This is a genomic window from Kitasatospora hibisci, from assembly GCF_043950205.1.
GTDB lineage: Bacteria > Actinomycetota > Actinomycetes > Streptomycetales > Streptomycetaceae > Kitasatospora > Kitasatospora hibisci.
In genome coordinates this window covers 2,588,912-2,612,930 of sequence record NZ_CP171642.1, presented here as the reverse complement: position 1 = coordinate 2,612,930, position 24,019 = coordinate 2,588,912, and the positions used below count along the sequence as shown (strand labels likewise).

Annotated in this window: 18 protein-coding genes and 1 tRNA gene; 7 read left to right on the top strand and 12 right to left on the bottom strand. The window is 73.7% G+C overall.

Annotated elements, in window-relative coordinates; translation table 11 throughout:
* The first annotated feature begins 116 nt into the window (after nt 1–116).
* Complete coding sequence (locus ACF9IK_RS11155) at nt 117–2,141, top strand: M3 family metallopeptidase (protein WP_395294083.1); 2,025 nt, start codon at nt 117–119, stop codon at nt 2,139–2,141.
* Between the two features lie 43 nt (nt 2,142–2,184).
* Here ACF9IK_RS11155 and ACF9IK_RS11150 read toward each other — a convergent pair whose 3' ends face one another.
* Nucleotides 2,185–3,645: a cellulase family glycosylhydrolase gene (locus ACF9IK_RS11150; protein WP_395294082.1), complete on the bottom strand. Its 1,461-nt coding sequence runs from the start codon at nt 3,643–3,645 to the stop codon at nt 2,185–2,187.
* Nucleotides 3,646–3,793: 148 nt separating this feature from the next.
* Nucleotides 3,794–4,426, bottom strand: a complete 633-nt coding sequence (locus ACF9IK_RS11145; protein ID WP_395294081.1) for a TetR family transcriptional regulator — start codon at nt 4,424–4,426, stop codon at nt 3,794–3,796.
* A 212-nt stretch (nt 4,427–4,638) separates the two neighbouring features.
* Between ACF9IK_RS11145 and ACF9IK_RS11140 the strand changes: the two genes are divergently transcribed.
* Nucleotides 4,639–5,862, top strand: a complete 1,224-nt coding sequence (locus tag ACF9IK_RS11140; RefSeq protein ID WP_395294080.1) for an acyl-CoA dehydrogenase family protein — start codon at nt 4,639–4,641, stop codon at nt 5,860–5,862.
* 100 nt (nt 5,863–5,962) lie between these two features.
* Here ACF9IK_RS11140 and ACF9IK_RS11135 read toward each other — a convergent pair whose 3' ends face one another.
* Nucleotides 5,963–6,775 (bottom strand): enoyl-CoA hydratase/isomerase family protein, encoded by an 813-nt coding sequence (locus tag ACF9IK_RS11135; protein WP_395294079.1) that lies wholly within the window; start codon nt 6,773–6,775, stop codon nt 5,963–5,965.
* Between the two features lie 252 nt (nt 6,776–7,027).
* Nucleotides 7,028–7,579 carry a GNAT family N-acetyltransferase gene (locus ACF9IK_RS11130; protein ID WP_395294078.1) on the bottom strand — a complete coding sequence of 184 codons (552 nt, stop codon included), beginning with the start codon at nt 7,577–7,579 and terminating at the stop codon, nt 7,028–7,030.
* A 75-nt stretch (nt 7,580–7,654) separates the two neighbouring features.
* Between ACF9IK_RS11130 and ACF9IK_RS11125 the strand changes: the two genes are divergently transcribed.
* On the top strand, nt 7,655–8,290 hold the full coding sequence (locus tag ACF9IK_RS11125) for a TetR/AcrR family transcriptional regulator (protein ID WP_395294077.1): 636 nt from the start codon (nt 7,655–7,657) through the stop codon (nt 8,288–8,290).
* A 262-nt stretch (nt 8,291–8,552) separates the two neighbouring features.
* On the opposite strand, the gene ACF9IK_RS11120 is transcribed toward ACF9IK_RS11125, so the two are convergent.
* Nucleotides 8,553–8,625, bottom strand: a tRNA-Arg gene (locus tag ACF9IK_RS11120).
* A 1,234-nt stretch (nt 8,626–9,859) separates the two neighbouring features.
* Between ACF9IK_RS11120 and ACF9IK_RS11115 the strand changes: the two genes are divergently transcribed.
* The 4 genes from ACF9IK_RS11115 to ACF9IK_RS11100 all read left to right on the top strand — a co-directional run bounded on the left by ACF9IK_RS11115 (nt 9,860) and on the right by ACF9IK_RS11100 (nt 14,715).
* Complete coding sequence (locus ACF9IK_RS11115) at nt 9,860–11,326, top strand: Cys-Gln thioester bond-forming surface protein (RefSeq protein ID WP_395294076.1); 1,467 nt, start codon at nt 9,860–9,862, stop codon at nt 11,324–11,326.
* Between the two features lie 299 nt (nt 11,327–11,625).
* Nucleotides 11,626–13,290 (top strand): energy-dependent translational throttle protein EttA, encoded by a 1,665-nt coding sequence (gene ettA / locus ACF9IK_RS11110; protein WP_395294075.1) that lies wholly within the window; start codon nt 11,626–11,628, stop codon nt 13,288–13,290.
* Between the two features lie 107 nt (nt 13,291–13,397).
* A complete protein-coding gene (locus tag ACF9IK_RS11105) occupies nt 13,398–13,877 on the top strand; it encodes an acyl-CoA thioesterase (protein WP_395294074.1) in 480 nt (159 codons plus the stop codon).
* A 139-nt stretch (nt 13,878–14,016) separates the two neighbouring features.
* On the top strand, nt 14,017–14,715 hold the full coding sequence (locus tag ACF9IK_RS11100) for a hypothetical protein (RefSeq protein WP_395294073.1): 699 nt from the start codon (nt 14,017–14,019) through the stop codon (nt 14,713–14,715).
* A gap of 37 nt (nt 14,716–14,752) precedes the next feature.
* Here the strand turns inward: ACF9IK_RS11100 and ACF9IK_RS11095 are convergent, their stop codons facing one another.
* The 7 genes from ACF9IK_RS11095 to ACF9IK_RS11065 all read right to left on the bottom strand — a co-directional run bounded on the left by ACF9IK_RS11095 (nt 14,753) and on the right by ACF9IK_RS11065 (nt 24,019).
* Entirely contained in the window at nt 14,753–15,157 is a 405-nt protein-coding gene (locus tag ACF9IK_RS11095; RefSeq protein ID WP_395294072.1) for a globin, read from the bottom strand.
* A 100-nt stretch (nt 15,158–15,257) separates the two neighbouring features.
* Complete coding sequence (locus ACF9IK_RS11090; RefSeq protein WP_395294071.1) at nt 15,258–16,421, bottom strand: ABC transporter permease; 1,164 nt, start codon at nt 16,419–16,421, stop codon at nt 15,258–15,260.
* Nucleotides 16,418–17,335, bottom strand: a complete 918-nt coding sequence (locus ACF9IK_RS11085) for an ABC transporter ATP-binding protein (RefSeq protein ID WP_395294070.1) — start codon at nt 17,333–17,335, stop codon at nt 16,418–16,420. The genes ACF9IK_RS11090 and ACF9IK_RS11085 overlap by 4 nt, the downstream gene beginning before the upstream one ends.
* Nucleotides 17,336–17,449: 114 nt before the next feature.
* A complete protein-coding gene (locus tag ACF9IK_RS11080) occupies nt 17,450–18,649 on the bottom strand; it encodes an FHA domain-containing protein (protein WP_395294069.1) in 1,200 nt (399 codons plus the stop codon).
* 72 nt (nt 18,650–18,721) lie between these two features.
* Nucleotides 18,722–20,128, bottom strand: a complete 1,407-nt coding sequence (locus ACF9IK_RS11075; RefSeq protein WP_395294068.1) for a vWA domain-containing protein — start codon at nt 20,126–20,128, stop codon at nt 18,722–18,724.
* 57 nt (nt 20,129–20,185) lie between these two features.
* Nucleotides 20,186–21,490, bottom strand: a complete 1,305-nt coding sequence (locus ACF9IK_RS11070) for a PP2C family protein-serine/threonine phosphatase (protein WP_395294067.1) — start codon at nt 21,488–21,490, stop codon at nt 20,186–20,188.
* A gap of 3 nt (nt 21,491–21,493) precedes the next feature.
* Nucleotides 21,494–24,019, bottom strand: a complete 2,526-nt coding sequence (locus tag ACF9IK_RS11065; protein WP_395294066.1) for a serine/threonine-protein kinase — start codon at nt 24,017–24,019, stop codon at nt 21,494–21,496.

Genomic DNA, 24,019 nt, shown 5'->3' with positions numbered 1-24,019 from the left:
CTCGGGCGCGTGGCTCGGGCACGCGGTCCGGGTGGCGCGCCGGGGCCGGTGCGGTGCGCCGTCGAGCCGACCGGGCGGCGTAGGCAGGGCCGGTGCCAACGCGTAGGGTCGGCCGAATGACGGAGAACCCCTTCTTCAAGCCCAGCACCCTGGTCTACGAACTGCCGCCCTTCGCCGAGATCCGGGAAGAGCACTACCTGCCCGCCTTCGAGCGCGGAATGGCCGAGCAGCTCGCGGAGATCGGTGAGATCACCACCAACCAGGAGCCGCCGACCTTCGAGAACACGCTGATCGCGCTGGAGCGCTCCGGGGCCCTGCTGCGCCGGGTCCGGGTGGTCTTCCAGAACCAGAGCTCCGCGGACACCACGCCCGGGGTGGACCGGGTGGACGCCGAGATCAGCCCGCTGCTGGCGGCGCACCGGGACGCGATCCACCTGGACGCGGCCCTGTTCGCCCGGGTCGAGGAGCTGTACGCGCGCCGCGCCGAGCTGGGGCTGGACCCGGAGTCGCTGCGGCTGCTGGAGCGGTGGCACACGGCCTTCGTCCGGGCCGGCGCACGGCTGGACGCCGACCGGCAGCAGCGGCTGCGCGAGCTGAACGCCGAACTGGCCACCGCGTCCGCGGTGTTCCGGCAGAACGTGGCGGCCGACTCGAATGCCCGGGCGCTGGTGGTGGACTCCGCCGAGGAGCTGGCCGGCCTCTCGCCGGACGAGATCGCCGCCGCGGCCGAGAACGGCCGGGCGCTCGGGCACGACGGCAGGTACGTGCTCAGCCTGAAGAACTTCTCCAACCAGAGCGAGCTGGCCTCCCTCACCGACCGCTCGGTGCGCGAGCGCCTGCTGGCGGCCTCGCTGGGCCGTGCCGTCGCGACCAACGGGCCGCTGGCGATCCGGATGTCCGCGCTGCGCGCCGAGCGGGCCCGGCTGCTCGGGTACGACACACACGCCGCCTACGTGGTGGCGGACGAGACCGCGGGCAGCGTCGACGCGGTGGACGCCCTGCTGGCCCGGCTGGTGCCGCCGGCGGTGGCCAACGCCCGCCGGGAGGCCGCCGAGCTGGCCAAGCTGGCCGCGGCCGACGGGATCGAGGAGATCGCCGCGCACGACTGGGCGTACTACTCGGAGCAGGTCCGGCAGTCCTCGTACCAGGTGGACGCCGGGGCGCTGCGCCCGTACTTCGAGCTGGAGCGGGTGCTGCGGGACGGCGTCTTCTTCGCCGCCAACCTGGCCTACGGGGTGACCTTCACCGAGCGCACCGACCTTGTCGCCTACCACCCGGACGTGCGGGTCTTCGAGGTGTTCGAGGAGGACGGCCGTCCGCTGGGTCTGTTCCTCGGGGACTTCCACGCCCGGGCGTCCAAGCGCGGCGGGGCCTGGATGGACGAACTGGTCACCCAGTCGGGGCTGCTGGGACAGCGGCCGGTGGTGTACAACAACCTGAACGTCGCCCGCCCGGCGCCGGGTGAGCCGGTGCTGCTCTCCTGGGACGAGGTGCGCACGCTGTTCCACGAGTTCGGGCACGCGCTGCACGGGCTCTTCTCGGACGTGCGCTACCCGTACTTCGCCGGCACCGACGTGCCGCGGGACTTCGTCGAGTTCCCCTCGCAGGTGAACGAGATGTGGATGGTCCGGCCGGAGGTGCTGGCCAACTACGCCCGGCACCACGTGACGGGGGAGCCGCTGCCGGCCGAGCTGGTCGAGCGGATGGCGGCGGCCGAGGGCTTCGGGCAGGGCTTCCGGACCGTCGAGTACCTGGCGGCGGCGCTGCTGGACTGGGCCTGGCACAGCGTGCCGGAGGGCCAGGAGGTCGCGGACGCCGAGGAGTTCGAGGCCACGGCACTGGCGAAGGCGGGGCTGTCGGTGGCGGCGATCCCGCCGCGCTACCGGACGGCGTACTTCTCGCACATCTTCTCGGGAGGCTACAGCGCGGGCTACTACGCGTACATCTGGTCCGAGGTGCTGGACGCCGAGACGGTGGACTGGTTCGAGCGGAACGGCCGCAGCGTGCGGGAGAGCGGCGAGGTGTTCCGCCGCGAGCTGCTCTCGCGCGGGGACAGCCGGGACGCGCTGGAGTCCTTCCGCGCGGTGGTCGGGCGCGACCCGCAGCCCGGCCCGCTGCTGGCCCGCCGCGGCCTGGCGTAGGCGCTTCGGGGCGGCCCGCCCGTGCGCGGCGGGCCGCCCGGGCTCAGCGGGGGGTGAGGGTGACCGTGACCGGGGTGCCCGGCCGGGCGTGCGGGAGGCGGATCCGGGCGGTGCCGGCGCGGTCGCCGGCCGGCTGGTCGATCTCGACCCGGGCTCCGGCGGGCACCACGGCGACCCGCGCGCCGGTGGGGAACGCCGAGGCGGGCAGGGTGAGTTCGGTGCTGTGGCCGGTGCCGTCGGCGCGGTAGCGCACGGTGTGGCCGTCCGGGCCGGCCGTGGTGGCCGGGTCCGAGCCGGCGACCGCCACCGGGTAGGGGCCGAAGACGGGCTCGTCCCCGGGGGCGGGCCGGCCGGCCGGGTCGAGGGCGCAGTAGCCGCCGTTGCCGCGGCACCAGTACCACATGGCCCAGCCGGCGGCGAAGCCGTCCATGGCCGCGACCTGGCGGCGGACCAGCTGGGTGTTGCCGGGCCTGCGGGAGTCGGGCGGGCCCCACTCGCCGACCAGGACCGGCAGCCGGTGTTCGGCCGGGTACGCGGTGATCGCGGCGGTGTAGTCCTCGACGAAGCCGCCGGCAGGGTCCCAGTCGGCGCCGGATTCGACGGCGGTGTCGTAGAAGTGCGGCGCGTAGCCGATCCGGGTCGCGCCGGGGCGGGGGTCGGTGAAACCGGGCAGCCGGGTGGGCACGCCCTGGCCGACCAGGACGGTGGGCTCGACGAACAGCCAGGCGCGGGTGTCGGCCCGGCGCACGGCCCGGATCAACCGGCGGTACATGTCGGCGAGCCGGCCCTGTTCGAGGGCGGCCGCGGAGGCGGCGAGGACGGCCGGGTCGGTCGGGTCGCCGTCCACCGGGCCGAACGGTTCGTTGAACAGGTCGTAGCCCAACAGTGAGCGGTGGCGGCGCAGTTCGCGGGCGAGTCGGGTGTAGAAGTCGGCCTGCCAGGTGCGCAGGTCGGGGTCGTCGTAGAGGTGGCGGAAGGCGGCCTGGACGGCGGGTTGGAAGTAGCCGGCGAACCAGTCGTCCGGGTCCGGGGTGAACGGCAGGTCGTCGTCGCGGGTGGCCCAGACCGGGATGCCGCGGTCGCCGCCGCCGAACTTCGGCCCGTAGACGTCCTGGTGGAAGTCGACCAGGGCCAGCAGGCCGTACCGGTCTGCCCAGCCGAGGACGCGGTGCAGCCGGTTCAGCTCGGCCTCGTCGAGGCGGCCGCGCTGCGGCTCCAGCCTGGTCCAGGAGACGGCGACCCGGATCAGGGTGAAGCCCCGGTCGGCGAGGCCCTCGACGTCCTGCTCGGTGGCCTCGGCGTACTTGTCGAGGTTGAAGCCGCGCAGTTGCAGGCGGCGGCCTGCGGAATCGGTGAGGCTGGTGCGGTCGGCGGTGGTGGCCGTGCCGGTCGGGTAGGCGGCTTCACGGGGTGCCGACCGGGCCTCGGCCGGGCCGGCGGTGAACGGGGTCGCGGCGGCGGTGGCGGCGAGCAGGAGGGCAACGACGGTGCGGCGTAAGCGCATCGGGACCTCTGGGGGATCGCTCGGGCTGGGGTGGGGCCCGATGATGCCCGGATCGTCGTGTACCGCACAAGAGTCTTGTACCGCACGGGAGCCGGGACTTCGGCCGAGTCCCGGCCGCCGGCGGGGGCCCCGGGGGCGCCGGGGCGGCTCAGACCGGCGGGGCCTCCGCGGCCGGGGCCGGCAGGACGGCGGTGGGGAGGTCGGCGGCAGCCGCGAGCCGGCCCCAGAGCAGGTCGGCGAGCGCCTGGACCATCCGGGTCCGCGAGCAGGGCCTGGTCTCCAGCCACCAGTCCCCGGCCGCCAGGACCATGCCGGTGATGCCCCGCCCCCAGGCCTCGGCGAGGAGTTCGCGGTCGGCGCCGAGGTCGACCTGGCTGTCGACGGCCCGGGTGATCTCCTCGGCGATCTGCCGCAGTGCCGGGGCGAGCGCGTGCCCGGCGCCGCTCGGGTCGCCGGGCTCGGGGTGGGTGAGCAGCCGGTAGACCTGCGGGCGGGCCTCGATGCCGGACAGGTAGGTGTCCAGCACGTGCTCGACCCGGTCGCGCCGTTCCAGCGGCTCGTTGAGCGCGGCCCGGACGGCGGCCAGCAGGCCGCTGGTGTGGCGCTCGGTCAGGGCCCGGATCAGCCCGTTCCGGTCGCCGAAGTGGCGGTACAGGATCGGCTTGGTGATGCCGGCCTCGGCGGCGATGGCGTTCATGCTGGCGCCCGGGCCGTCCCGCTGGATCACCCGGTCGGCGGCGTTGAGCAGCTGCTCCCGGCGCGGTTCGTCGGCGGGCGGCATGGGGGCTCCTGACGGGTCTGGCCGGCGGGGTCGCGGCTGAGGGGTCGTGGTCCGCCGTGGTCCGGGCGGTGTCGTGCGGGGCGTTGACATTCCTACCTATGAGTAGCAGACTCCGGCGATGTTACCGCCGGTAACACCTGACCGACACCGCTTCAGCGCTCCCCGCCCGCCAGGAGTCCGGGCCGGGGGCCGCCGCTCCCACCGGAGGCATCATGAGCACGTTCTCGCTGGACCCGGGCGCGGACCAGCTCGCCGTACGCGACTGGCTGCACGGCTTCGCCGCCGACGTGATGCGCCCGGCCGCGGCCGAGTGGGACGAGCGGGAGGAGACCCCGTGGCCGGTCATCCAGGAAGCGGCCAAGCTCGGCATCTACTCCCTGGACTTCTACGCCCAGCAGTACTTCGACCCCTCCGGCGTCGGCATCCCGATCGCCATGGAGGAGCTGTTCTGGGGCGACGCCGGCATCGGCCTGTCCATCGTCGGCACCACGCTCGCGGCGGTCGCCGTCCTCGCCAACGGCACCGAGGAGCAGATCGGCACCTGGGCCCCGCAGATGTTCGGCACGCCGGAGGACGTCAAGGTGGCCGCGTTCTGCTCCTCCGAGCCCGACGCCGGCTCGGACGTCTCGGCACTGCGCACCCGGGCCGTCTACGACGAGGCCAAGGACGAGTGGGTGCTCAACGGCACGAAGACCTGGGCCACCAACGGCGGGATCGCCGCCGTGCACGTGGTGGTGGCCGCCGTCGACCCGGCGCTCGGGGCGCGCGGCCAGGCCTCCTTCGTGGTGCCGCCGGGCACGCCCGGGCTGAGCCAGGGGCAGAAGTTCAAGAAGCACGGCATCCGCGCCTCGCACACCGCCGAGGTCGTCCTGGACGGCGTCCGGCTGCCCGGCCACTGCCTGCTCGGAGGCAAGGAGAAGCTGGACGAGCGGCTGGCCCGGGCCCGCGAGGGCGCGAAGCGCGCGGCCGGCAAGGGCAACGCCGCGATGGCCACCTTCGAGGCCTCCCGGCCGGCGGTCGGGGCCCAGGCGATCGGCATCGCGCGCGCCGCGTACGAGGTGGCTCTGGACTACGCCAGGACCCGCGTGCAGTTCGGCCGTCCGATCATCGACAACCAGGGCGTGGCCTTCCAGCTGGCCGACATGAAGACCCGGATCGACGCCGCCCGGCTGCTGGTCTGGCGCGCGTCCTGGATGGCGGCCAACAACCAGCCGTTCACCGCGGCCGAGGGCTCGATGTCCAAGCTGTACGCGGGCGAGACCGCCAAGTGGGTCACCGCCCAGGCGATGCAGATCCTCGGCGGCAACGGGTTCACCCGCGAGTACCCGGTGGAGCGGATGCACCGGGACAGCGCGATCTACTCGATCTTCGAGGGCACCAGCGAGATCCAGCGCCTGGTCATCGCCCGCGCCATCTCGGGCATGCCCATCCGCTGACCACTCCCGACGGCCCGGCGACGGCCCGGCCCCCGACGGCCCGGCCCCCGGCTCCGGCCGGACGCCGGGCCGTCGCCGTCCGCGGTCCGGGCGCGGGGGCTCAGAAACGGGGCGGGCGGCCTTCGAGGAAGGCGGCGAGGCCCTCGTGGGTGTCGGAGGCCTCGCGGGACCGGCGCTCCCAGGGACGCAGCGCCTCGGCCGCCTGCTCCGGCGGGACGGCCAGAGCCGCCCTGACCGCGCCGATGGTCTGCGGCGAGCGCCGGGTCAGCAGGCGGGCGAACTCCAGGGCGCCGGCGTCGAGCTCGGCATCCGGCAGGGCGCGTTCGGCGAGGCCGAGCGCGACGTTCTCCCGGCCGGTCACCAACTCACCGGAGAACAGCAGCAGCTTCGCCCGGGCCGGGCCGACCAGCCGGGCCAGCCGCAGGGTCGGCACCGCCGGGTAGACCACGCCGAGCCTGGCCGGGGTGATGCCCATCCGGGCGGTCTCGGCGACGAACCGCAGGTCGCAGGCGACGGCCAGCTGGCAGCCGCCGCCGACGCAGGCCCCGTGCACCACCGCGATCGTGGGGTGCGGGAAGGCCGCGAGCGCCTCCTCGGCGGCGACGTTGGTGGCGTGGTAGGCGTCGGCGAGGTCCGGATCGCCGTAGACCTCGGACAGCTCGGTGATGTCCGCGCCGGCGCTGAAGGTGCCGCCGGCGCCGGTGACCAGCAGAGCGCGCACGCCCGGCTGCTCGGCCAGCTGCTGCAGCACCTTCGGCAGGGCCTGCCAGATCGCCAGGGTGATCGCGTTACGCCGGTGCGGCCGGGCGAACTCCAGTACCGCGACGCCGTCCTCGCCGGTCCGGGCGTTGAGGCCCTCGACGTGCGTGGGCAACGGGGAGCGGTCCCGCGTGAGCAGCGGCTGGTCGTCCATGCGCACCTCCGGTGATCGTGGTGCGCCCACTCTCTCAGGAACGCCCGGCGGCACTCCCCGGCGGTCGGGGTGCCGCCCGGCCGCCGAGCCGCCGGTGCCCGCCGCCCGGGCGGGGGCGGCGGGCGGGGCCCGGTGGACGGCCGTCCACCGGGCCCTTCGTCGTTCCGAGGGGCCGGGCGCCGTGGGCGACGACGCCGGGTCGCCGGGGTGCCGGGTCGCCGGGGTGCTGAGGGTGTGACGGGTGCCGCGGTGTCAGGCAGGGGCAGGCTGCCACTCGTGCGCCAGGACGGACCAGATCTGCGAGTCCTGGAAGACGCCGTTGTTCAGGTAGGACTCCCGCAGGGTGCCGTCCAGCGTCATGCCCACCCGCCGGGCGAGCGCCTGGCTGCGGACGTTGTCCGGGCTGGTGTGCCACTCCAGCCGGTGCAGTCCGCGGACGGTGAAGGCGTACTCGATCAGGTGGCGGACGGCGGCGCCGACCAGGCCACGGCCCTCGCCGGCGGGCTCCGTCCAGACGCCGATCTCGGCGGTGGAGGTGGCGGTGCTGAAGCTCACGAACATCGTGCCGCCGACCAGCGTTCCGTCCAGCCAGATGCCGAAGAGCCGGCCGGCGTCGGCGGCCTGACGGTCGGCGTAGCCCTGCAGGGTGGCACGGGCCGAGTCCAGGTCGGTGGAGCGTCCGGCCCAGCCGATCCACGGGTCCATGTGGGCGCGGGCCCGCTCGATGTGGGCGAAGAACTCGGGAGCCTGCCAGGGCTCCAGCGGACGCAGCTCGGCATTGTCGGCCAGAGGGATGGCGAACATGGGTGGGCCTTTCGAAGGAGCGCGGGTCGGTGGTCCCCGCATCCGTAACAAACGTTTGGTATGTACGATAGCTCCATGACGCCTGCCCGTGGAGACCATGCCGCCCGACGACTGGAGGTCTCCGAGGCAGTGTGGCGGGTGCTCTCGTCGCGCGGCTTCGGCGGGTTGACCCTGCGCGCGGTCGCCGCCGAAATGGGCGCCTCCACCGGCCTGTTGACGCACTACTTCCCCAACAAGCGGGCGCTGGTGGCGTACGCGCTGGACGAGCTCGACCGGCGCTCGCTGGACCGACCGCGCCGCAACGCCCCGGCGGACGGCGCGCCGCTGCCGCCCGCGGGGCTGCCCCGCCTGCGGGCCGCGCTGCTCGACATCCTCCCGCTGGACGACGCTGCCACGGCCGGCAACCGGATCTGGGTCGGCTCCTGGGACGCCTCGCTGGCCGATCCCGACCTGGCCGCCGCCCATGCCGTCCGGTACGCGCGGGCACGGGAGATGCTGGCGGAACACGTGGCGGCCGCCCAGCGGCTCGGCGAGCTGCCGGACCGGCTCGCGCCGGCCGAGCTGGCGGCCGGGGCGCAGGCCTTCGTCCTGGGGTTGGTGGTGCAGGCGCTGCTCGCCCCGTCGGCGTACCCGCCCGAGCGGCAGACGGCGCTGCTGGACGCCTACCTGGCCGGCCTGGCCGCGACCCCGGCGGGTCCCGGCATCTCCTGACCGGTGCCGGCAGGCGGCTGCCGCCGGGGTGTCCCGCCGGTGCGAGCCCGGTGACTATGCCAACGGAATTTGCCCTGGGTGTAGTCGCGCGGTGACGCACCGCAAAACACCCCTGATTATCGCTCGGGGTGTTCGCGCATTCACCGTGAGTTCGCACCGGATTCCGGGCGGGTTGTCGGCCGGTAAGGGCCGGGAACTCGGCCGCGGATGCGGCCGGGCGGAGGGGGACGCCCGCTCCGGGCGGGCCGGCCCCGTCGATGTGTGCCCCCAGCAGGATTCGAACCTGCGACCTACCGCTTAGAAGGCGGGTGCTCTATCCGCTGAGCTATGGGGGCGGGACGGACGGCGCCCTGATGGGCGTGACCGTTGCCGGGATCGGGTGACGGACGCGTGCCGCGCCCGCCGTCCGGCCCCGTACCTGAGGGTGGGGTTGGGGGTTGGCGGGCCCTCGTCCTGTCGGGGACAGGATAAGGGTGCCCAGTTCCTCGGCCGGCTGTAACGGCACCGTTGCGGGTGTGTCGGCCTCGGTGGAGCGGTCCGATAATCGCAGGTGAAGGCCGTGCGTGCAGCGGTCTGGCGGTCTTCGGGGCCGGACGTTGTGCAGTCGTTACGGGGCTGCCGCCCCACCCGTTATGGATTCGGCACGGAGAAAGAGTCACCCTCGGAGCGGGTGGGGGGTCGTATTCGGGTTCGTTCGGTCGGATGACGTGCGGGGACGTCCGATGCACCCACCCTTGGGGGTGCCGAGGCAGGGTGGGAAGCGGGTCGATTGTTGTCATGGCCAGCGCAGATCAGGGGCGGAGGGAGCGCGGAAGGCTGAAATTCACCCCTGGGGGTGACGACGGTTTTCCGCCTGCCCGAGTTGTCCACCGGATTTCGGATCCCCCCTCGGCAAGGATTTCCCGGGAAGTGCACTCTCAACCCGTGCCGGTCGATTTCGTACGGTGCATTCGAGGGAGCAGAGCGTGTTCCGTGGGCGGGGTCGGAGCGGTGGTGATCGGTGAATCCCGCGACCAATGCGGCCGGAGCGACCGAAGCGGCCCGCCTCGGGCGGCCGGAGGCGTGTCGGTGGCGAACTCCGCCGGCGCCGACAGGGTGCCGTTGCGGTCGGAGGCGGGGTCCCGGCCGCGACCGGAAGCAGAGGTGCCGCTGCGACCGGCAGGGGAGGGGTGGGCGGTGAAACCCCGTGGGCGGCGGTGCCCGCCGGAGGGTGCCGGCCTGACCCGGGGTCGAGCTCAACTGTCGACAAATATGTTGATCGAGAAGGTAGTTGTCTCTGCCTGTGCAATCATCCACGGGTTAAGCGAAAGATCCACACTTTCTGGCTGATCGTCAGCTTGTGTGGATGCTGGGACCGTTGATAACGATCCAGATACGGAATCGTCCTGATTTCGCATGGGGGTTTGCGGGCCCGCGGGCGTCAATAGGATTCGTCTGGTTCACACACGTGCAGCGGCGCCACAGGGGGCGCGGCAATGCAAGGCGGGTCGCCCTTCGGTGCGGCCTGGCCCGGAGGGATCCCAGATGTTCCAGATGCAGGGGCGGAGTCTTCCGCGCATATCCACTGTCATGCTCACGACCGGCATCGCGCTGGGCGGAAGCCTGTTCGCGACCGGTGCGGCGGTTGCGGCCGACGCCCCCGGCGCGGGTGTCACGGCAGTGATCCAGCCCACGCTGCTGAGCGAGGAGATCGCCATCGAGGGCAGCCACCCCATCCAGGGTGGCCTGTTCACCCTCAAGACGCCCAACGGCGAGATCAAGACGTACTGCATCGACATCGACCACCCGGTCGACATCACCAGCGGTGTCGAGTACCAGGAGTCCGACTGGAAGTCGAGCTCGCTGGGCGGCAAGGGCAAGGCCGAGGCCGCCGCCAAGATCCGCTGGATCCTGGAGAACTCCTACCCGCAGGTCAAGGCCGAGGACCTCCCGAAGCTGGCCAAGGCCGCGGGTGTCCAGGGCGAGCTGACCAAGGAGGACGCCGCCGCGGGCACCCAGGCCGCGATCTGGAAGTTCTCCGACGGCAAGAACGCCATCCCGACCGACCCGCAGGCCAAGCAGCTGCGCGACTACCTCGTCAGCGACGCCAACAAGGGCATCGCCGCCGAGCCCAAGCCCTCGCTGAGCCTCACCCCGGACTCGGTGTCGGGCAAGCCGGGCAACAAGCTCGGTCCGTTCACCATCAACTCCAGCGCCAACGAGGTGAAGCTCGCGGTCTCCGGCGACGCCGCGGACAAGGTGAAGCTGGTCGACAAGGACGGCAAGCCGGTCACCGGTCTGACCGGCCCGGTGGCCAAGGACACCCAGCTCTTCCTGGACGTGCCGGCCGGCACCCCGGACGGCGCCGCCACCGTGAAGGCCTCGGCCGAGACCGTCGTGCCCAGCGGCCGCGTCTTCCTGAGCAAGGGGTACACCCCCGCGAAGCACAGCCAGACCATGATCCTGGCCGGCTCCACCAAGCTCAGCGTCGCCGACGCCGCCAAGGCCGTCTGGAAGCAGGGCAAGGGCGCGCAGGTCGACAGCATCTCCCAGGTCGAGTGTGACAACAACGGCGTCCGCGTCTCCGTCGCCAACGGCGGCGACGAGCCGGCCAGCGTCACGGTGAAGCCGGGCAAGACCCTCACCGTCCAGCCGGGCAAGGTCGAGAGCGTCCTCGTCCCGGTCGCCGAGGACACCGCCTACGACATCACCGTCACCGGCCCGAACGGCTTCACCAAGGAGTTCAAGGGCATCCTGGACTGCAAGGTGACCAGCGGCACCACGCCGACCGGCACCCCGTCGCCGAGCAAGAGCGCCTCGGCCACCCCGGCGCCCACCGGCACCCCGAGCACCACCCCGTCGGCCTCCGCCACCACCACCGCCGCCCACCCGGCTCCGGCCACCACCACCCCGGCCGGCACCACCGGCCTGGCCCAGACCGGTGGTAACGACGCCACCCCGATCATCGCCGCCGTCGCCGGTGGCCTGGTCGTGGCCGGCGGCGCCGCGGTCTTCGTCCTGCGCCGTCGCGGCCGCCACAGCGGCACCGCCGCCTGAGCACGGTCCGGACCGCACCTGAGGTCCTGAACCACGGGGTCTGAGGCCCCTGGCTCGCCAGCGCCGACCCGGCCCGGCCCGGCTCCCCGCAGCGATGCGGGGAGCCGGGCCGGGTCGCGTCCGGAGCCGGGCGGGGGCGCGGCGGGCGCGGGCCCGGCGCGGACGTCCGCCGTGGAGAGCGCGGGAGAGCCGGCCGGATACCCCGGTGGGGCAGGGCGGGCGGTCGGGGCTCCGGGCCGGGTGCGGCACAATGGAACGCTGCAAGCCGAATACTCCCGACGACGCCGGAGCGATCTCACGTGGCGGAATACATCTACACGATGCGCAAGGTGCGCAAGGCGCACGGAGACAAGGTCATCCTTGACGACGTGACGCTCAGCTTCCTCCCGGGAGCGAAGATCGGTGTCGTCGGCCCCAACGGCGCCGGCAAGTCCACCGTGCTGAAGATGATGGCCGGCCTGGAGCAGCCCTCCAACGGCGACGCCTTCCTCTCGCCCGGCTTCACCGTCGGCATGCTGCTCCAGGAGCCGCCGCTCGACGAGAGCAAGACCGTCCTGGAGAACGTCGAGGACGGCGTCAAGGAGATCAAGGGGAAGCTCGACCGCTTCAACGAGATCGCCGAGCTGATGGCGACCGACTACTCGGACGCGCTGCTGGACGAGATGGGCAAGCTCCAGGAGGAGCTGGACCACGCCGAGGCCTGGGACCTGGACGCCCAGCTGGAGCAGGCCATGGACGCCCTGGGCTGCCCGCCCGGCGACTGGCCGGTCACCAAGCTCTCCGGTGGCGAGAAGCGCCGCGTCGCGCTCTGCAAGCTGCTGCTGGAGGCCCCCGACCTGCTGCTGCTCGACGAGCCCACCAACCACCTCGACGCCGAGTCGGTGAACTGGCTGGAGCAGCACCTGGAGAAGTACAAGGGCACCGTCGTGGCCGTGACCCACGACCGGTACTTCCTGGACAACGTCGCCCAGTGGATCCTGGAGCTCGACCGCGGCCGCGCCTACCCCTACGAGGGCAACTACTCCACCTACCTGGAGACCAAGCAGTCCCGTCTCAAGGTCGAGGGGCAGAAGGACGCCAAGCGCGCCAAGCGCCTCAAGGAAGAGCTGGAGTGGGTCCGCTCCAACGCCAAGGGCCGCCAGGCCAAGTCCAAGGCCCGTCTCGCCCGTTACGAGGAGATGGCGGCCGAGGCCGACAAGATGCGGAAGCTGGACTTCGAGGAGATCCAGATCCCGCCGGGCCCGCGCCTGGGCAGCGTCGTCATCGAGGTCGAGAACCTCAACAAGGCCTTCGGCGAGAAGGTCCTGATCGACGACCTCAGCTTCACCCTGCCGCGCAACGGCATCGTCGGCATCATCGGTCCGAACGGCGCCGGCAAGACCACGCTCTTCAAGATGCTCCAGGACCTGGAGACCCCGGACAGCGGCACGGTCAAGGTCGGCGAGACCGTCAAGATCAGCTACGTCGACCAGACCCGGTCCAACATCGACCCGAAGAAGACCCTCTGGGAGGTCGTCTCCGACGGTCTGGACTGGATCAACGTCGGCCAGGTCGAGATGCCGTCCCGCGCCTACGTGTCGGCCTTCGGCTTCAAGGGCCCGGACCAGCAGAAGCCGGCCGGCGTGCTCTCCGGCGGTGAGCGCAACCGCCTGAACCTGGCGCTCACCCTCAAGCAGGGCGGCAACCTGCTGCTCCTCGACGAGCCCACCAACGACCTCGACGTCGAGACCCTGTCCTCGCTGGAGAACGCGCTGCTGGAGTTCCCCGGCTGCGCCGTGGTCATCTCCCACGACCGCTGGTTCCTGGACCGGGTGGCCACCCACATCCTCGCCTACGAGGGCGAGAGCAAGTGGTTCTGGTTCGAGGGCAACTTCGAGTCGTACGAGAAGAACAAGGTCGAGCGGCTGGGCGCCGACGCCGCCCGTCCGCACCGGGCCACCTACAAGAAGCTGACCCGAGGCTGACACCCAGCCGTCACGACGGCCCGGCCGACCGCCCTCCGGGGCGGCCTGCCGGGCCGCGGCCCGCCGGCCACCACCGGTCGGCGGGAACCGGACGTCGAGGAGATTCCGTGGCCCGCCACATCTACGCCTGCCCGCTGCGCTGGTCCGACATGGACGCGTTCGGGCACGTCAACAACGTGGTCTTCCTGCGCTACCTGGAGGAGGCCCGGATCGACTTCATGTTCACCCAGGCCGCCGAGGCCGGCGCCGGGGAGTTCGCGGGCGGCTCGGTGGTGGCGCGCCACGAGATCGACTACAAGCGGCCGCTGGTGCACCGGCCCGAGCCGGTCACCATCGAGACCTGGGTGACCAAGATCGGCGTCGCCTCGCTGACCGTCGCGTACGAGATCAAGGACACCGCCGAGGACGGCACCGAGACGGTCTACGTCCGGGCGTCCACCGTGGTCGTCCCCTACGACCTGGCGGAGGGCCGGCCGCGCCGGATCAGCGCCGTGGAGCGGGACTTCCTCTCCCGCTACGCGGACGACGACCAGGATGGCGCCGTCGCGGACCGGTCGGCCGGGGCGCGCGCCGTCGCGGCCGTCTGACCAGCGGGCACCGCACCCCCCGCCGGGTACCGCACCCCCCGCTGGGCACCGCACCCCCCGCTGGGCACCGCACCCCCGCCGGGCACCGCACCACGACCCCGGACCACCACCACCGACCCACGGATTCGAGCTGAACACGTTGACCGGTACCGCCCCCCTCGCCCTCGCCGACGCCGGGGAGGCCGCCGACCTCGCGGCGTTCCTGGTCCGCCTGCTGCGGTTCGACCGGGCGGCGGCGGTGCGCCTGCAGGCGGTGCCGGCGGCGGACGGCTCGGACTCGGGCGTGCTGGCGGTCTTCGGACGGCTGCCGCTGGGCGGCTCCGGCGCGCTGGCGATCCGTACCGCGCGGCTGTCCGGGAGCGTCGAACCGGTCGACCGGACGGTCTCCGCGGGCCAGCTGCTGGACGGCCTGGACGGCGGGGCCGACACCGTCGCCCTGCCGGCCGCCGTCACCGGACCGGCCTGGGCCGGCCTGCTGCCGCCGCGCGCCGGCTGGCGGCCGGTCGGGGAGCCGCCGGTGGCCGAGGTCTACCCCGAACTGATGTCCGGGGTGCGGGAGTTCCGCGAGCGCAGCGAGGCCGTTCCGGAGCACCACCGCAGCCGCGCGGTGCTGGACGCGCTCGCCGACGAGATCTGGTCGCGGCCGGTGACCGCGCTGCCCGAACTGCCCCTGCGCGCCGCACACGCGGCCTACGTGATCGGCTTCCTGAAGCCGGACGCCCCGCTGACCGTGCACCGGGCGGGCGGCTGGCTGCGGCTGAGCGCCCCGGCCGGGTCGGTGGCGGTCCGTACGGCGGCCGCGCCCGGAGCAGGCCTGGGCCTCAGCCCCGCCCGCTAGGCCCGGTCCGCCCGCGGGCCCCGGGCGCCGACGCCGCTCAGCCCTCGGTGTTGACCATCGAGGCGGCGGCGTACGTCAGGTACTCCCAGAGCTGCCGCTCGGCCTCGGCCGGCAGCGCCAGCTCGTCCACCGCCGTCCGCATGTGCCGCAGCCAGGCGTCGTGCGCCGCGCGGTCCACCCGGAACGGCACGTGGCGCATCCGGAGCCGAGGGTGCCCGCGCTCCTCGCTGTAGGTGCGGGGGCCGCCCCAGTACTGCATCAGGAACAGCGCCAGGCGCTCCTCGGCCGGGCCCAGGTCCTCCTCCGGGTACATCGGCCGCAGCAACTCGTCCTCGGCGACGCCCTGGTAGAACCGGTGCACCAGCCGCCGGAAGGTCGGCTCGCCGCCGACCTGGTCGAAGAAGGTCTCCTCGCTGAGCGTGCCACGCCGGATCTCGTTCACCCGACCATGGTCGCAGACGGCGGCGGGGCCGTACACCGGGACCCGGGACCCGGGACCGCGGGCGTACGACCCCGCACACCTCTCGGCGGTACGCCCGCCGTTACGCGTCCTCCCAGCGGAAGAACCGCCACGCGATCGCGGTGACGACGGCGGCGAAGGCCAGCAGCCCGCCCATGGCCGGCAGCGCGTCCATCACGCCGCCGCCCCGGGACAGCACCGACTGCGCGGCGGTGACCAGGTGCTTGAGCGGCAGTGCGTTGGAGATCGCCTTCAGCCAGGCCGGCATGTCGTCGGTGGGGAAGAACGAGCCGGAGAGGAAGGACATCGGCAGCACGATGATCTGCGAGATGCCGTTGGCCGCCTCCTCGGTCTTGGCGAGCGACCCGGCCAGCAGGCCGATCGACATGAAGGCGACGGTCGCGCAGACCACCAACGGGACGATCAGCCACCAGTTGCCGGTCAGCTTGAGCCCGAAGAACGGGGTGGTGGCGACCACCAGGAAGATCGCGGTCTGGGCCAGCGCCGTGATCACCGAGACCGCGACCCGGGAGGAGATGATGGCCCCCGCGCTCACCGGCGCCAGCCGCAGCCGGCGCAGCACCATCTTCTTCCGCCAGGACACCAGGGTCAGCGAGGCGCTGAACACCGCACCGGTGGCCACCGCCCAGCCCAGCAGGCCGGGGGTGAGGAACTGGATCGGCTTCAGCGACTCGTCCTCGACCCGGCTCACGTCCAGCGAGAAGGCCGGCGGCTTGCCGGTGGCGGCCTGGTTGGCCTGCTGGACGACCGAGTTGACGATGCCCTGGACGGAGCCCGCGCGGACCTGGTCGGCGGCGCTGAACCGCAGCACCACCCGGCCGTCCGGGCCCTGCGTGATCACCGCGTCGAGGTCGCCCTTGCGGACCTTCTGGACGGCGGCGGCCTCGTCGTCGCTGCGGCTGATGGTCAGGACCTTCTCCAGCTCGGCCCGGCCGTCGCCCTGCACCGCGTCCAGCACCTGGACCGGGCCGACCTGCACCACCTTGGCGTGCGGGCTGCTGGCGCCCTTGAGGAGGGTGCCGAACAGCATCAGGAACATCAGCGGGAAGAGGAGCACGAAGAAGACGGCGGCCTTGTCGCGGAGGAAGGAGACCAGCATCACCCGGGACAGGCTCGCGAAGGCGCTGACCCGCTCGCGCTCCGGCTGCTCACCGGGTGCGGTGGGGCCGGCGGTTCCGCGCTGGGCCGGGACGGCCGCCCCGCGGGTGCGTTCGTCGGCGGTCATGCGCGGTACTCCCGTCCGGTGAGCTGGAGGAAGACGTCCTCCAGGGTGGCGCCGCGGACCTCCAGGCCACGCAGGGCGTTCTGTTCGGCCAGCACGGCGAGTACCGGGGCCGGCAGGCGGGTGGCGACGGAGAGCGAGACGCCGTCGTCGTCCACGGCGGAGACCTCGGCGCCGACCGCGGCCAGCAGCTCGCGGGCCCGCTCGGCGGTGAGCAGCCCGGACTCCACGCTGATCCGGACGGTGTCGTCGATCTCGCGGACCAGGGCGGCCGGTGCGCCGGTGCGCAGGATCTTCCCGCGGTCCATCACCGAGACGCGGTCGCAGAGCACCTCGGCCTCGTCCAGGTAGTGGGTGGTCAGGACGACCGTGCGGCCCTCGGCGTTGATGGTCCGCAGCAGGTCCCAGAGGTTGCGGCGGGCCTGCGGGTCGAGGCCGGTGGTCGGCTCGTCGAGGAAGACCAGCTCCGGGTCGTGGACCAGCGCGCACGCGATGGAGAGCCGCTGGGCCTGGCCGCCGGACATCTTGTCGGTCATCACCCCGGCCGACTCGGTCAGGCCGACCCGTTCCAGCATCGCGTCGGCCCGCTTGGGGCCGACGCCGTAGAAGGAGCCGAAGGAGCGGATGGTCTCACGCGCCGTCAGCTTGTTGAAGAAGGCCGAGGCCTGGAACTGCACGCCGATGCGCGGCAGCAGCTTCCTGTTGCGGGGCCAGGGCGCCAGCCCCAGCAGCTCGATGCGCCCTTCGTCGGGCTTGCGGATCCCTTCCAGGATCTCCAGTGTGGTGGTCTTCCCGGCGCCGTTGGGGCCCAGGATCCCGTAGAACTCGCCGGCCTCGACGGTGAGTGACACGCCGTCGACCGCTTGTACGTCCCCGTACCGCTGACGGATACCGTCGGCGGATATTGCTGCAGTCATGGATCCTGAGACTAAGGGGCGGCGGGCGCACCGCGGCAGCGATCCGGGCGATTTGAAGATCATTTTCCCAAAGTGTGCCCGAGCTGTGTCCGGCCGGGCCGGGCGGGCGGCGGCTCAGGCGCGGTGCACGCTGATGGTGGTCCAGGCCCCGATGTGGATCCGGTCGCCGTCGTTCAGCGGGATCGCGGTGTGCGGGGTGACCGGTTCGGCGCCGCCGTTCAGCGTGGTGCCGTTGGTGGAGTCCTGGTCGACCAGCACCCAGCTGCCGTCCGCCTGCTCGGCGAGCAGCGCGTGCTGGTGCGAGGCGCCCGGGTCCTCCGGCGGGACGGAGAGGTCGATCTCCGGCACGGTCCCGCGGTGCTGGCTGCGCCGCCCGATCCGCAGCTGGCCGCGGCCGGTCAGCGGGACGCGCCGCTCGGGGCAGTACGGCGGGAAGAACAGGCCCGCCGCCTCCGGGCCGCTGCGGGCCATCATCTCGGTGAAGTAGTCGCGGTCGGCCGCGACCACCGCGATCCAGTTGGACCGGACCGGCTCCGGCGGGGCGGCCTGGGGCTGCTCCGACTGCGGGGGCATCGGCGGGGCCAGGTTGAACGAGGTGCCGAACTCGCCGCCGCGCCCGGTCGGACCGGGCTGGGCGTAGACCGGGCCGGACTCCTCGCGCGGCAGCTGCTCGGGGTAGGCCGGCTGACCGAACCCGGGCTGACCGTGGCTCGGTTCGCCGAACCCGGGCTGGCCGTGGCCCGGTTCGCCGAACCCCGGCTCCTGGTAGGGGTAGGGGGCGCCGGATGCGGGCGCGGCCGGCGGGTAGCCGTAGCCGGAGGGCGCACCGGCCGGCTGGACGGGCTGCGGCTGGGCGTGCGGCTGCACCGGCGGCTGGAGGTGCGGGGCCGGCGGCTGCGGGCCGCCGTACGCCGCGGGGATGTTCGGCGGGGCCGGGACCGGGCCGGGCCCGGGCACCGGGGCACCGGCGGCCGGGGGCTGACGGCGGGAGGGGGCGGAGAGGTCGTAGTCGTACCCGCACTCCTCACAGAACCGCCCGGTCTGCGGGCTGCGGCAGATCGGGCAGACCACCAGGCCCTCGGTGAGCTCCGGATAGGCCGGGGCACCCGGCGGCGGTACGGCACCCGGTGGTGGAGGCGGCGGGGGGTACGACCCCGCGGCCGGGCCGGCGTGGCCGTGGCCGGTGGGCGCAGTGCCGGGGTTGGTGGGCGGCGGCGGTGGCACCGGCGATGTCGTCGGCGGTGTCATCGGGAAGCCGCAGAAGTCGCACCAGTCCTCGGCCTGCGACTCATGGCCCCTCGGGCAGATCGGCATCAGGTCCCCCCTCAATTCCAGCCAGCTGGGGCGGTGTCCGGCCGGGCCCCGGCCCGGTCAGCTCTTCAGCGGTCACTTCTTCACACGCACTGTCTTGGTCGACCGGGTCTCAAGGGTCATCGAGTCGGCCTCGCTCACGTTCTTACGGAACCGAACCGTACCCTCCTTGGGGTCGACCACGTCCACCACCTTCTGCAGCAGCTTGAACGTGCCCTCGTTGCCGGTGGCGTGGGCGATCCGAACGGCCGCCCCCAGTTTGGCCGTCGCGCGGTCGACGTCCCCGGCGCGGTGCGCCTCCAGGCCCTCCTGGATGGACGAGGCCAGCTCGGCCTGCCCGGTGTAGTGGGCGACCTGCGGGCTGATCCGGGTGGACGAGGCCAGGTCGTCCGTCCAGACCGCCTTGACCAGGCCCTGGGAGAGCACCTCGGCCGTGGCGCCGGCCTGCGGCGGCAGCACCAGGCTGACCCGTGCGGCGAGCATCTCGTCGCCCACGGCGGCGGCCGGGACCTCGACGCAGACGTGGTAGTCCCGGCTCTCGTCCCCCCAGGAGCCGGTCGGGTAGTCGCCCACCCGTCGCCCGCCGCCGCCCCCGTTCGAGGCGCTCTGCGCCGCCGCTCCCTCGCGCGGGCCGGCCTCGGTGCGGCGGCCGGTGAGGTCCTCCACCGAAGGGGCGACCTGCTTGACGAACCTGACCACCGCGTTGGCCGGCGTCCAGATCCGCAGCGCGACGTCGGCCACCTGTTTGTTCATCGCGCCGGCCGTCATCGAGCGGAAGTCGTCGGCCAGGCCGGCGGGCTCGGCGACGATGTCGACGGTGCCGAGCAGCGCGGAGGAGATCTTCCGCAGCTCGTCGACCCGCCAGTCGGTGCCGACACCCCGGCAGTCGGCGGTGAAGTGGCCGGTGACCTGCTCGATGGTGCGGTCCAGGTCGGCCGCCGACTGGTGCTCGTTGTTGCCGTCGGTGAGCAGGATGGCGTGCCGGATGGCGATGTCCCGGCGGGTCAGGAAGAGCTGGTCGGCCTTGGTCAGCCAGGTGCCCATCGCGGTGCCGCCGGCGGCGGTGAGGCGGCGCAGCGTCTCCTTGGCCCGGGACCGGGTGTCCGGCGAGGCGATCGCGAGGGTGCCGTCGCCGGGGAAGACGTCCCGGGCCTCGTGGGTGCCGGCGACCACGGCGAAGGCGACGCCGTCGCGGACGGTGTCGATGGCCGCCGCGGTGGCCTCCCGGGCACCGCGCATCTTGCTGGCCGGGTAGTCCATGGAGCCGGAGCAGTCCACCATGATCACCACCGCGGCGGACTGCGCGTCCGCACCGAACGGGCCGGCGTCGGCCACCCCGAGCGGGCGGCCGCCGGAGGTGCCGCCGCCGGTGGCGGTGACGGTGACGATGGCGTTCACCTCGCGGGCGCCGTCCGCGAGGAACTCGTTCTGGAAGATCTCGACGTCGAACCTGGGCAGGTTCGGCTTCGCGAGTGTGGCCATGGGCCGATGGCTCCCGTCGGGTGGTCGGATGGTGCGAGCGGTCGGTGGCGGCGGGCGTCAGCCCACCGGGGGGTGCGTCGGTCGCGGCGGCGTGACCGGCGGTCCGGGCGGGACCGGAGGCAGCGGGGCGGCGGGCGAGCCGATCACCGGGAGGTCCGGCAGCGTCGGGTCGTGGTCCTCCTCCTCGGCGGGCCCGGCCGCGCCCCCGCCGGGCCGGACGACCGGCAGGTCCACGGCGGTGGCGGTCCGGGCGGCCTCGCCGGCGGCCGGGCGCTCCGCGCCGGCGAGCCCGACCGGCGGGTCGATCGGCAGGACGGCGACGGTGATGTTGTCGTGCCCGCCGGCGGCGACCGCGAACTTCACCAGGCTCTGGGCGGCCGCGAGCGGTTCGGTCCGGGCGTCCGGGCGGACGTAGTACGCGAGGTCGGTGGCGGCCTCGGCGTAGTTCCAGAGACCGTCGGTGCAGATCAACAGCACCCCCGGGACGTGCGGGGTGAAGTCCAGGGTGTGCGGGACGACCTCCTCGGCGTCGGCGCCGAGCCAGCCGGTGATGGCGTGGGCGCGGGGGTCCGCGTAGGCCTCGGCCTCACCCATCAGGCCGGCCTCGACCATCCGGGCGGCCCAGGAGTCGTCCTGGGTGAGCCGGAACGGCTCGGCCGACACCCGGTCGTCCGGGATCCAGTACGCCCGGGTGTCGCCGACCCAGCCGATGGTGACCCGGCCGCCGGCGGCGACCGCGCTGACGTAGGTGCAGGCAGGCGCGTTGATGTCGGGCCGCCGCGGCGAGGCGCCGTCGGCGGCGAGGCCGGCCACGGCGGCGGCCGCGTCGGCGATCGCCTGTCGCATCGCGGCGTTCGGGTCGCGGCCGGCCTCCAGCGCGGTGAGCAGCGACTCGGAGGCGGCGTCGACCGCGGTCTCGGAGGCCTCGTCGGGCCGGTCGGAGGAGGAGACGCCGTCGCAGACCACGGCCACCACGACCGGCTCGCCGCCGGGCAGCGAGGAGGCCGCGACGGTGAACGAGTCCTCGTTGCGGTGGTGGCGCACGCCCCGGTCGCTGACCCCGGCGACGCCCGCCAGGGCCTTCTCCATGTGGTCGCGCGGGCGCGGCTGGGCGCGGCCGCAGGCCTCGCAGTAGCCGTCGGCGGTGACCTGTGGCATGCCGCAGTGCGCGCAGGCGGGCCCGCTCTGGGCGGGCACGGCGAGCGTCGGCGGGTGGTCGGCCCCGCCCGGGGCGGCCGACCAGCTCGGCGGCATCGCGCCGGCGGCGGGTCGGGCGTCCCGGCCGTGGCCGCAGGAGCCGCAATAGACGTCCTCCGGGTCCAGCGGCTCGGAACAGCTCTGGCACACGGTCTGCTGCGGCATCGGCTACACCCACGTCCTGGGGCGGACGCGGTTGGCCCGCTCCACCATCTCGATCCTGGTCTCGGCCCGGTCGGCCAACCGGGCGAGTACCCGGTAGGACTGCTCCAGTGCGAACCGCAGTTCCCGCTCCACCGCAGGTCGTCCCAGCACGGTGACCTCGCCGGTGCTCCGGCCGAGGCCGGTCTCGCCGGGCGAGCCGGCGGCGACCCAGCCGAGCGCGGCGCCGAGCACCTCGACCGAGAGCTCCTCGCGGCGGCGGTCGTCCAGCCGGAGCGCCGTCAGCTGGTCGGAGCCGGCGCCGAGGTCGGGGCCGAGCGGGTCGGTGGACGGCCGCTCGCGCAGCCGGGCCCGGACGGCGGCGATCCGGGCGGCGGTGTACTGGCTGGAGGTGGCCGGCACCGACTCCAGGACGGCGACCGCGCCCGCCCGGTCGCCGTCGGCGAGGCGGACCCGGGCCAGCCCGAAGGCGGCGCTCAGGTAGGCCTGGTCGGTGGCCCACACCAGCCGGTAGAACTCGGCCGCGTCCGCGCCGTCGCCGAGGAGTTCGGCGCAGATGCCGAGGGCCAGCTTGGGGGCGCACTCGCCGGGGAACGCGTCGTAGACGGCGTCGAAGGCCTCGGCGGCGGCGCGCAGCCCGTCCTCGTCGGCGGTCCCGCCGGCGGCCGCGACCAGCGTGGCGAGGCCGCGGTACCAGACCACCCGCCAGTCGTCCGGGTGGTCCTTCTGCAGGGCGGTCAGGGCTTCCTCGGCCGGTACGCCGCCGCCGAGTTCGAGGTGGGCGCGCAGCTCGCGCAGCCGGCGCTCGACGGAGTCGGCGGGCGCGCCGGCCAGGGCGGTGAGCGCCTCCTCCGGATCGGTGGCGAGCAGGGTCGCCAGGAAGCCGGCGTTCGGGTCGGCCGGGTCGACCCGCGGGACGGGCAGGCCCAGCGCGGCGGCGGCCGGGTCCAGCGCGGTCACCCGCAGCTCGCCGGGGGTGCGGGGCGGCTGCACCAGTTCGGTGTCCACCACCCGCAGCTCGGGGCCGAACAGGGTGGACAGCGCCGGGCGCGGCCGGCCGTCCTGGAGTGCCAGCACCTCCCTGAGCACGCCGGTGAGCTGGTCGGCCATCTCCTCGGCGGAGGCGAACCGGCGGGCCGGGTCGCGGTCGGTGGCGCGGACCAGCAGGCGGTAGTAGGACTCGTACGCGGCGAAGGCCGGGACGGTCTCCGGGCCGGGCAGCGAGTCGCGGTAGGTCGTGCTGTAGCCCTGGAAGTCGAAGCTGAGCACCGCCAGGGTGCGGGCCACGGTGTAGAGGTCGGAGGCGGGGGAGGGGCCGTCGGTGGCGATCTCCGGTGCCTGGTAGCCGATGGTGCCGTAGATCGGGCCCTCGTCGTCGAAGCGGCGGACGGCGCCCATGTCGATGACCTTGAGGCTGTCGCCGCTCTGGATCACGTTGTCGATCTTGAAGTCGCAGTAGACCAGGCCGCGGCCGTGCAGGTAGCCGAGCGCCGGCAGGGCCTCCAGTGCGTACGCGATCGCCTGCTCCACCGGGAGCGGCTCGCGCCGGTCGTCGGGGGTGCGACGCGCGTTGGCGATGTCCTTGAGCGACTTGCCGCCGACGTACTCCATCACGATGTAGCCGTCGGTGGCGCCGGTGCGCAGGTCCGGGTGCTCGGCGAAGTTGATGATGCGGACGATGTTGGGGTGGTCCACCTCGGCCAGGAACCGCCGCTCGGCGACGGCCACGGCGAGCGCTTCCTCGTCGCCGGTGTCCAGCAGGCCCTTCAGCACCACCCACTTGTCGTTGACCCGCCGGTCCACCGCCAGGTAGATCCAGCCGAGCCCGCCGTGTGCCAGGCAGCCCACCACCTCGTACTGTCCGCCGACGAGGTCGCCCCGGCGCAGCTTGGGCGTGAACGAGTACGGCGTGCCGCACTTGGTGCAGAAGCCGTCCGGGCGGCCCGTCCGCCCGCCCTTGGTCCGGCCCACCGGGGCGTCGCACTTGGAGCAGAACCGCTTGCGCTCCGGCACCTGGGGGTCGGCCATCACCGCCTGCAGCGGGTCCGCGGTCGGGACGGTCGGGACCGTCACCAGGCCGGCGCCGAGCCGGTTGCGGGTGCCGGCGCTGGTGCTGCGGCGGGCGCTGACCACCGACACCGAGCGGCTGCCGTCGGTGCGGGTCGAGCGGTGGCTGCGGGAGCGGCCGGACATCGAGCGGGCCGAGCCGGTGCGGGTGGAGCGGGCCGAGTCCCGGGCGGCCCGGGCGGAGGGCACGTGGGGCTGGGTGAGGCCGGTGTCGGCGCCGGGGGCGGCGAGGCCGCACTCGTCGCAGTAGCCGTCCGGGTCGATGGTGCCGGAGCACTCGCGCGGGCAGACGGAGCCCGGGGCCGGGCCCGCGCTCGTGCGGCCGGTGCCGGTACCCGCGCCCGCGCCCGTACCGGTGCCCGCGCTGCCGGTGCGCGCCGGTGCGCGCCCGCACTCGTCGCAGTAGCCGTCCGCGTCGATCGTCCCGCCGCCGGTGCACTCCGGCCGCTCGCACGCCTCGCCCAT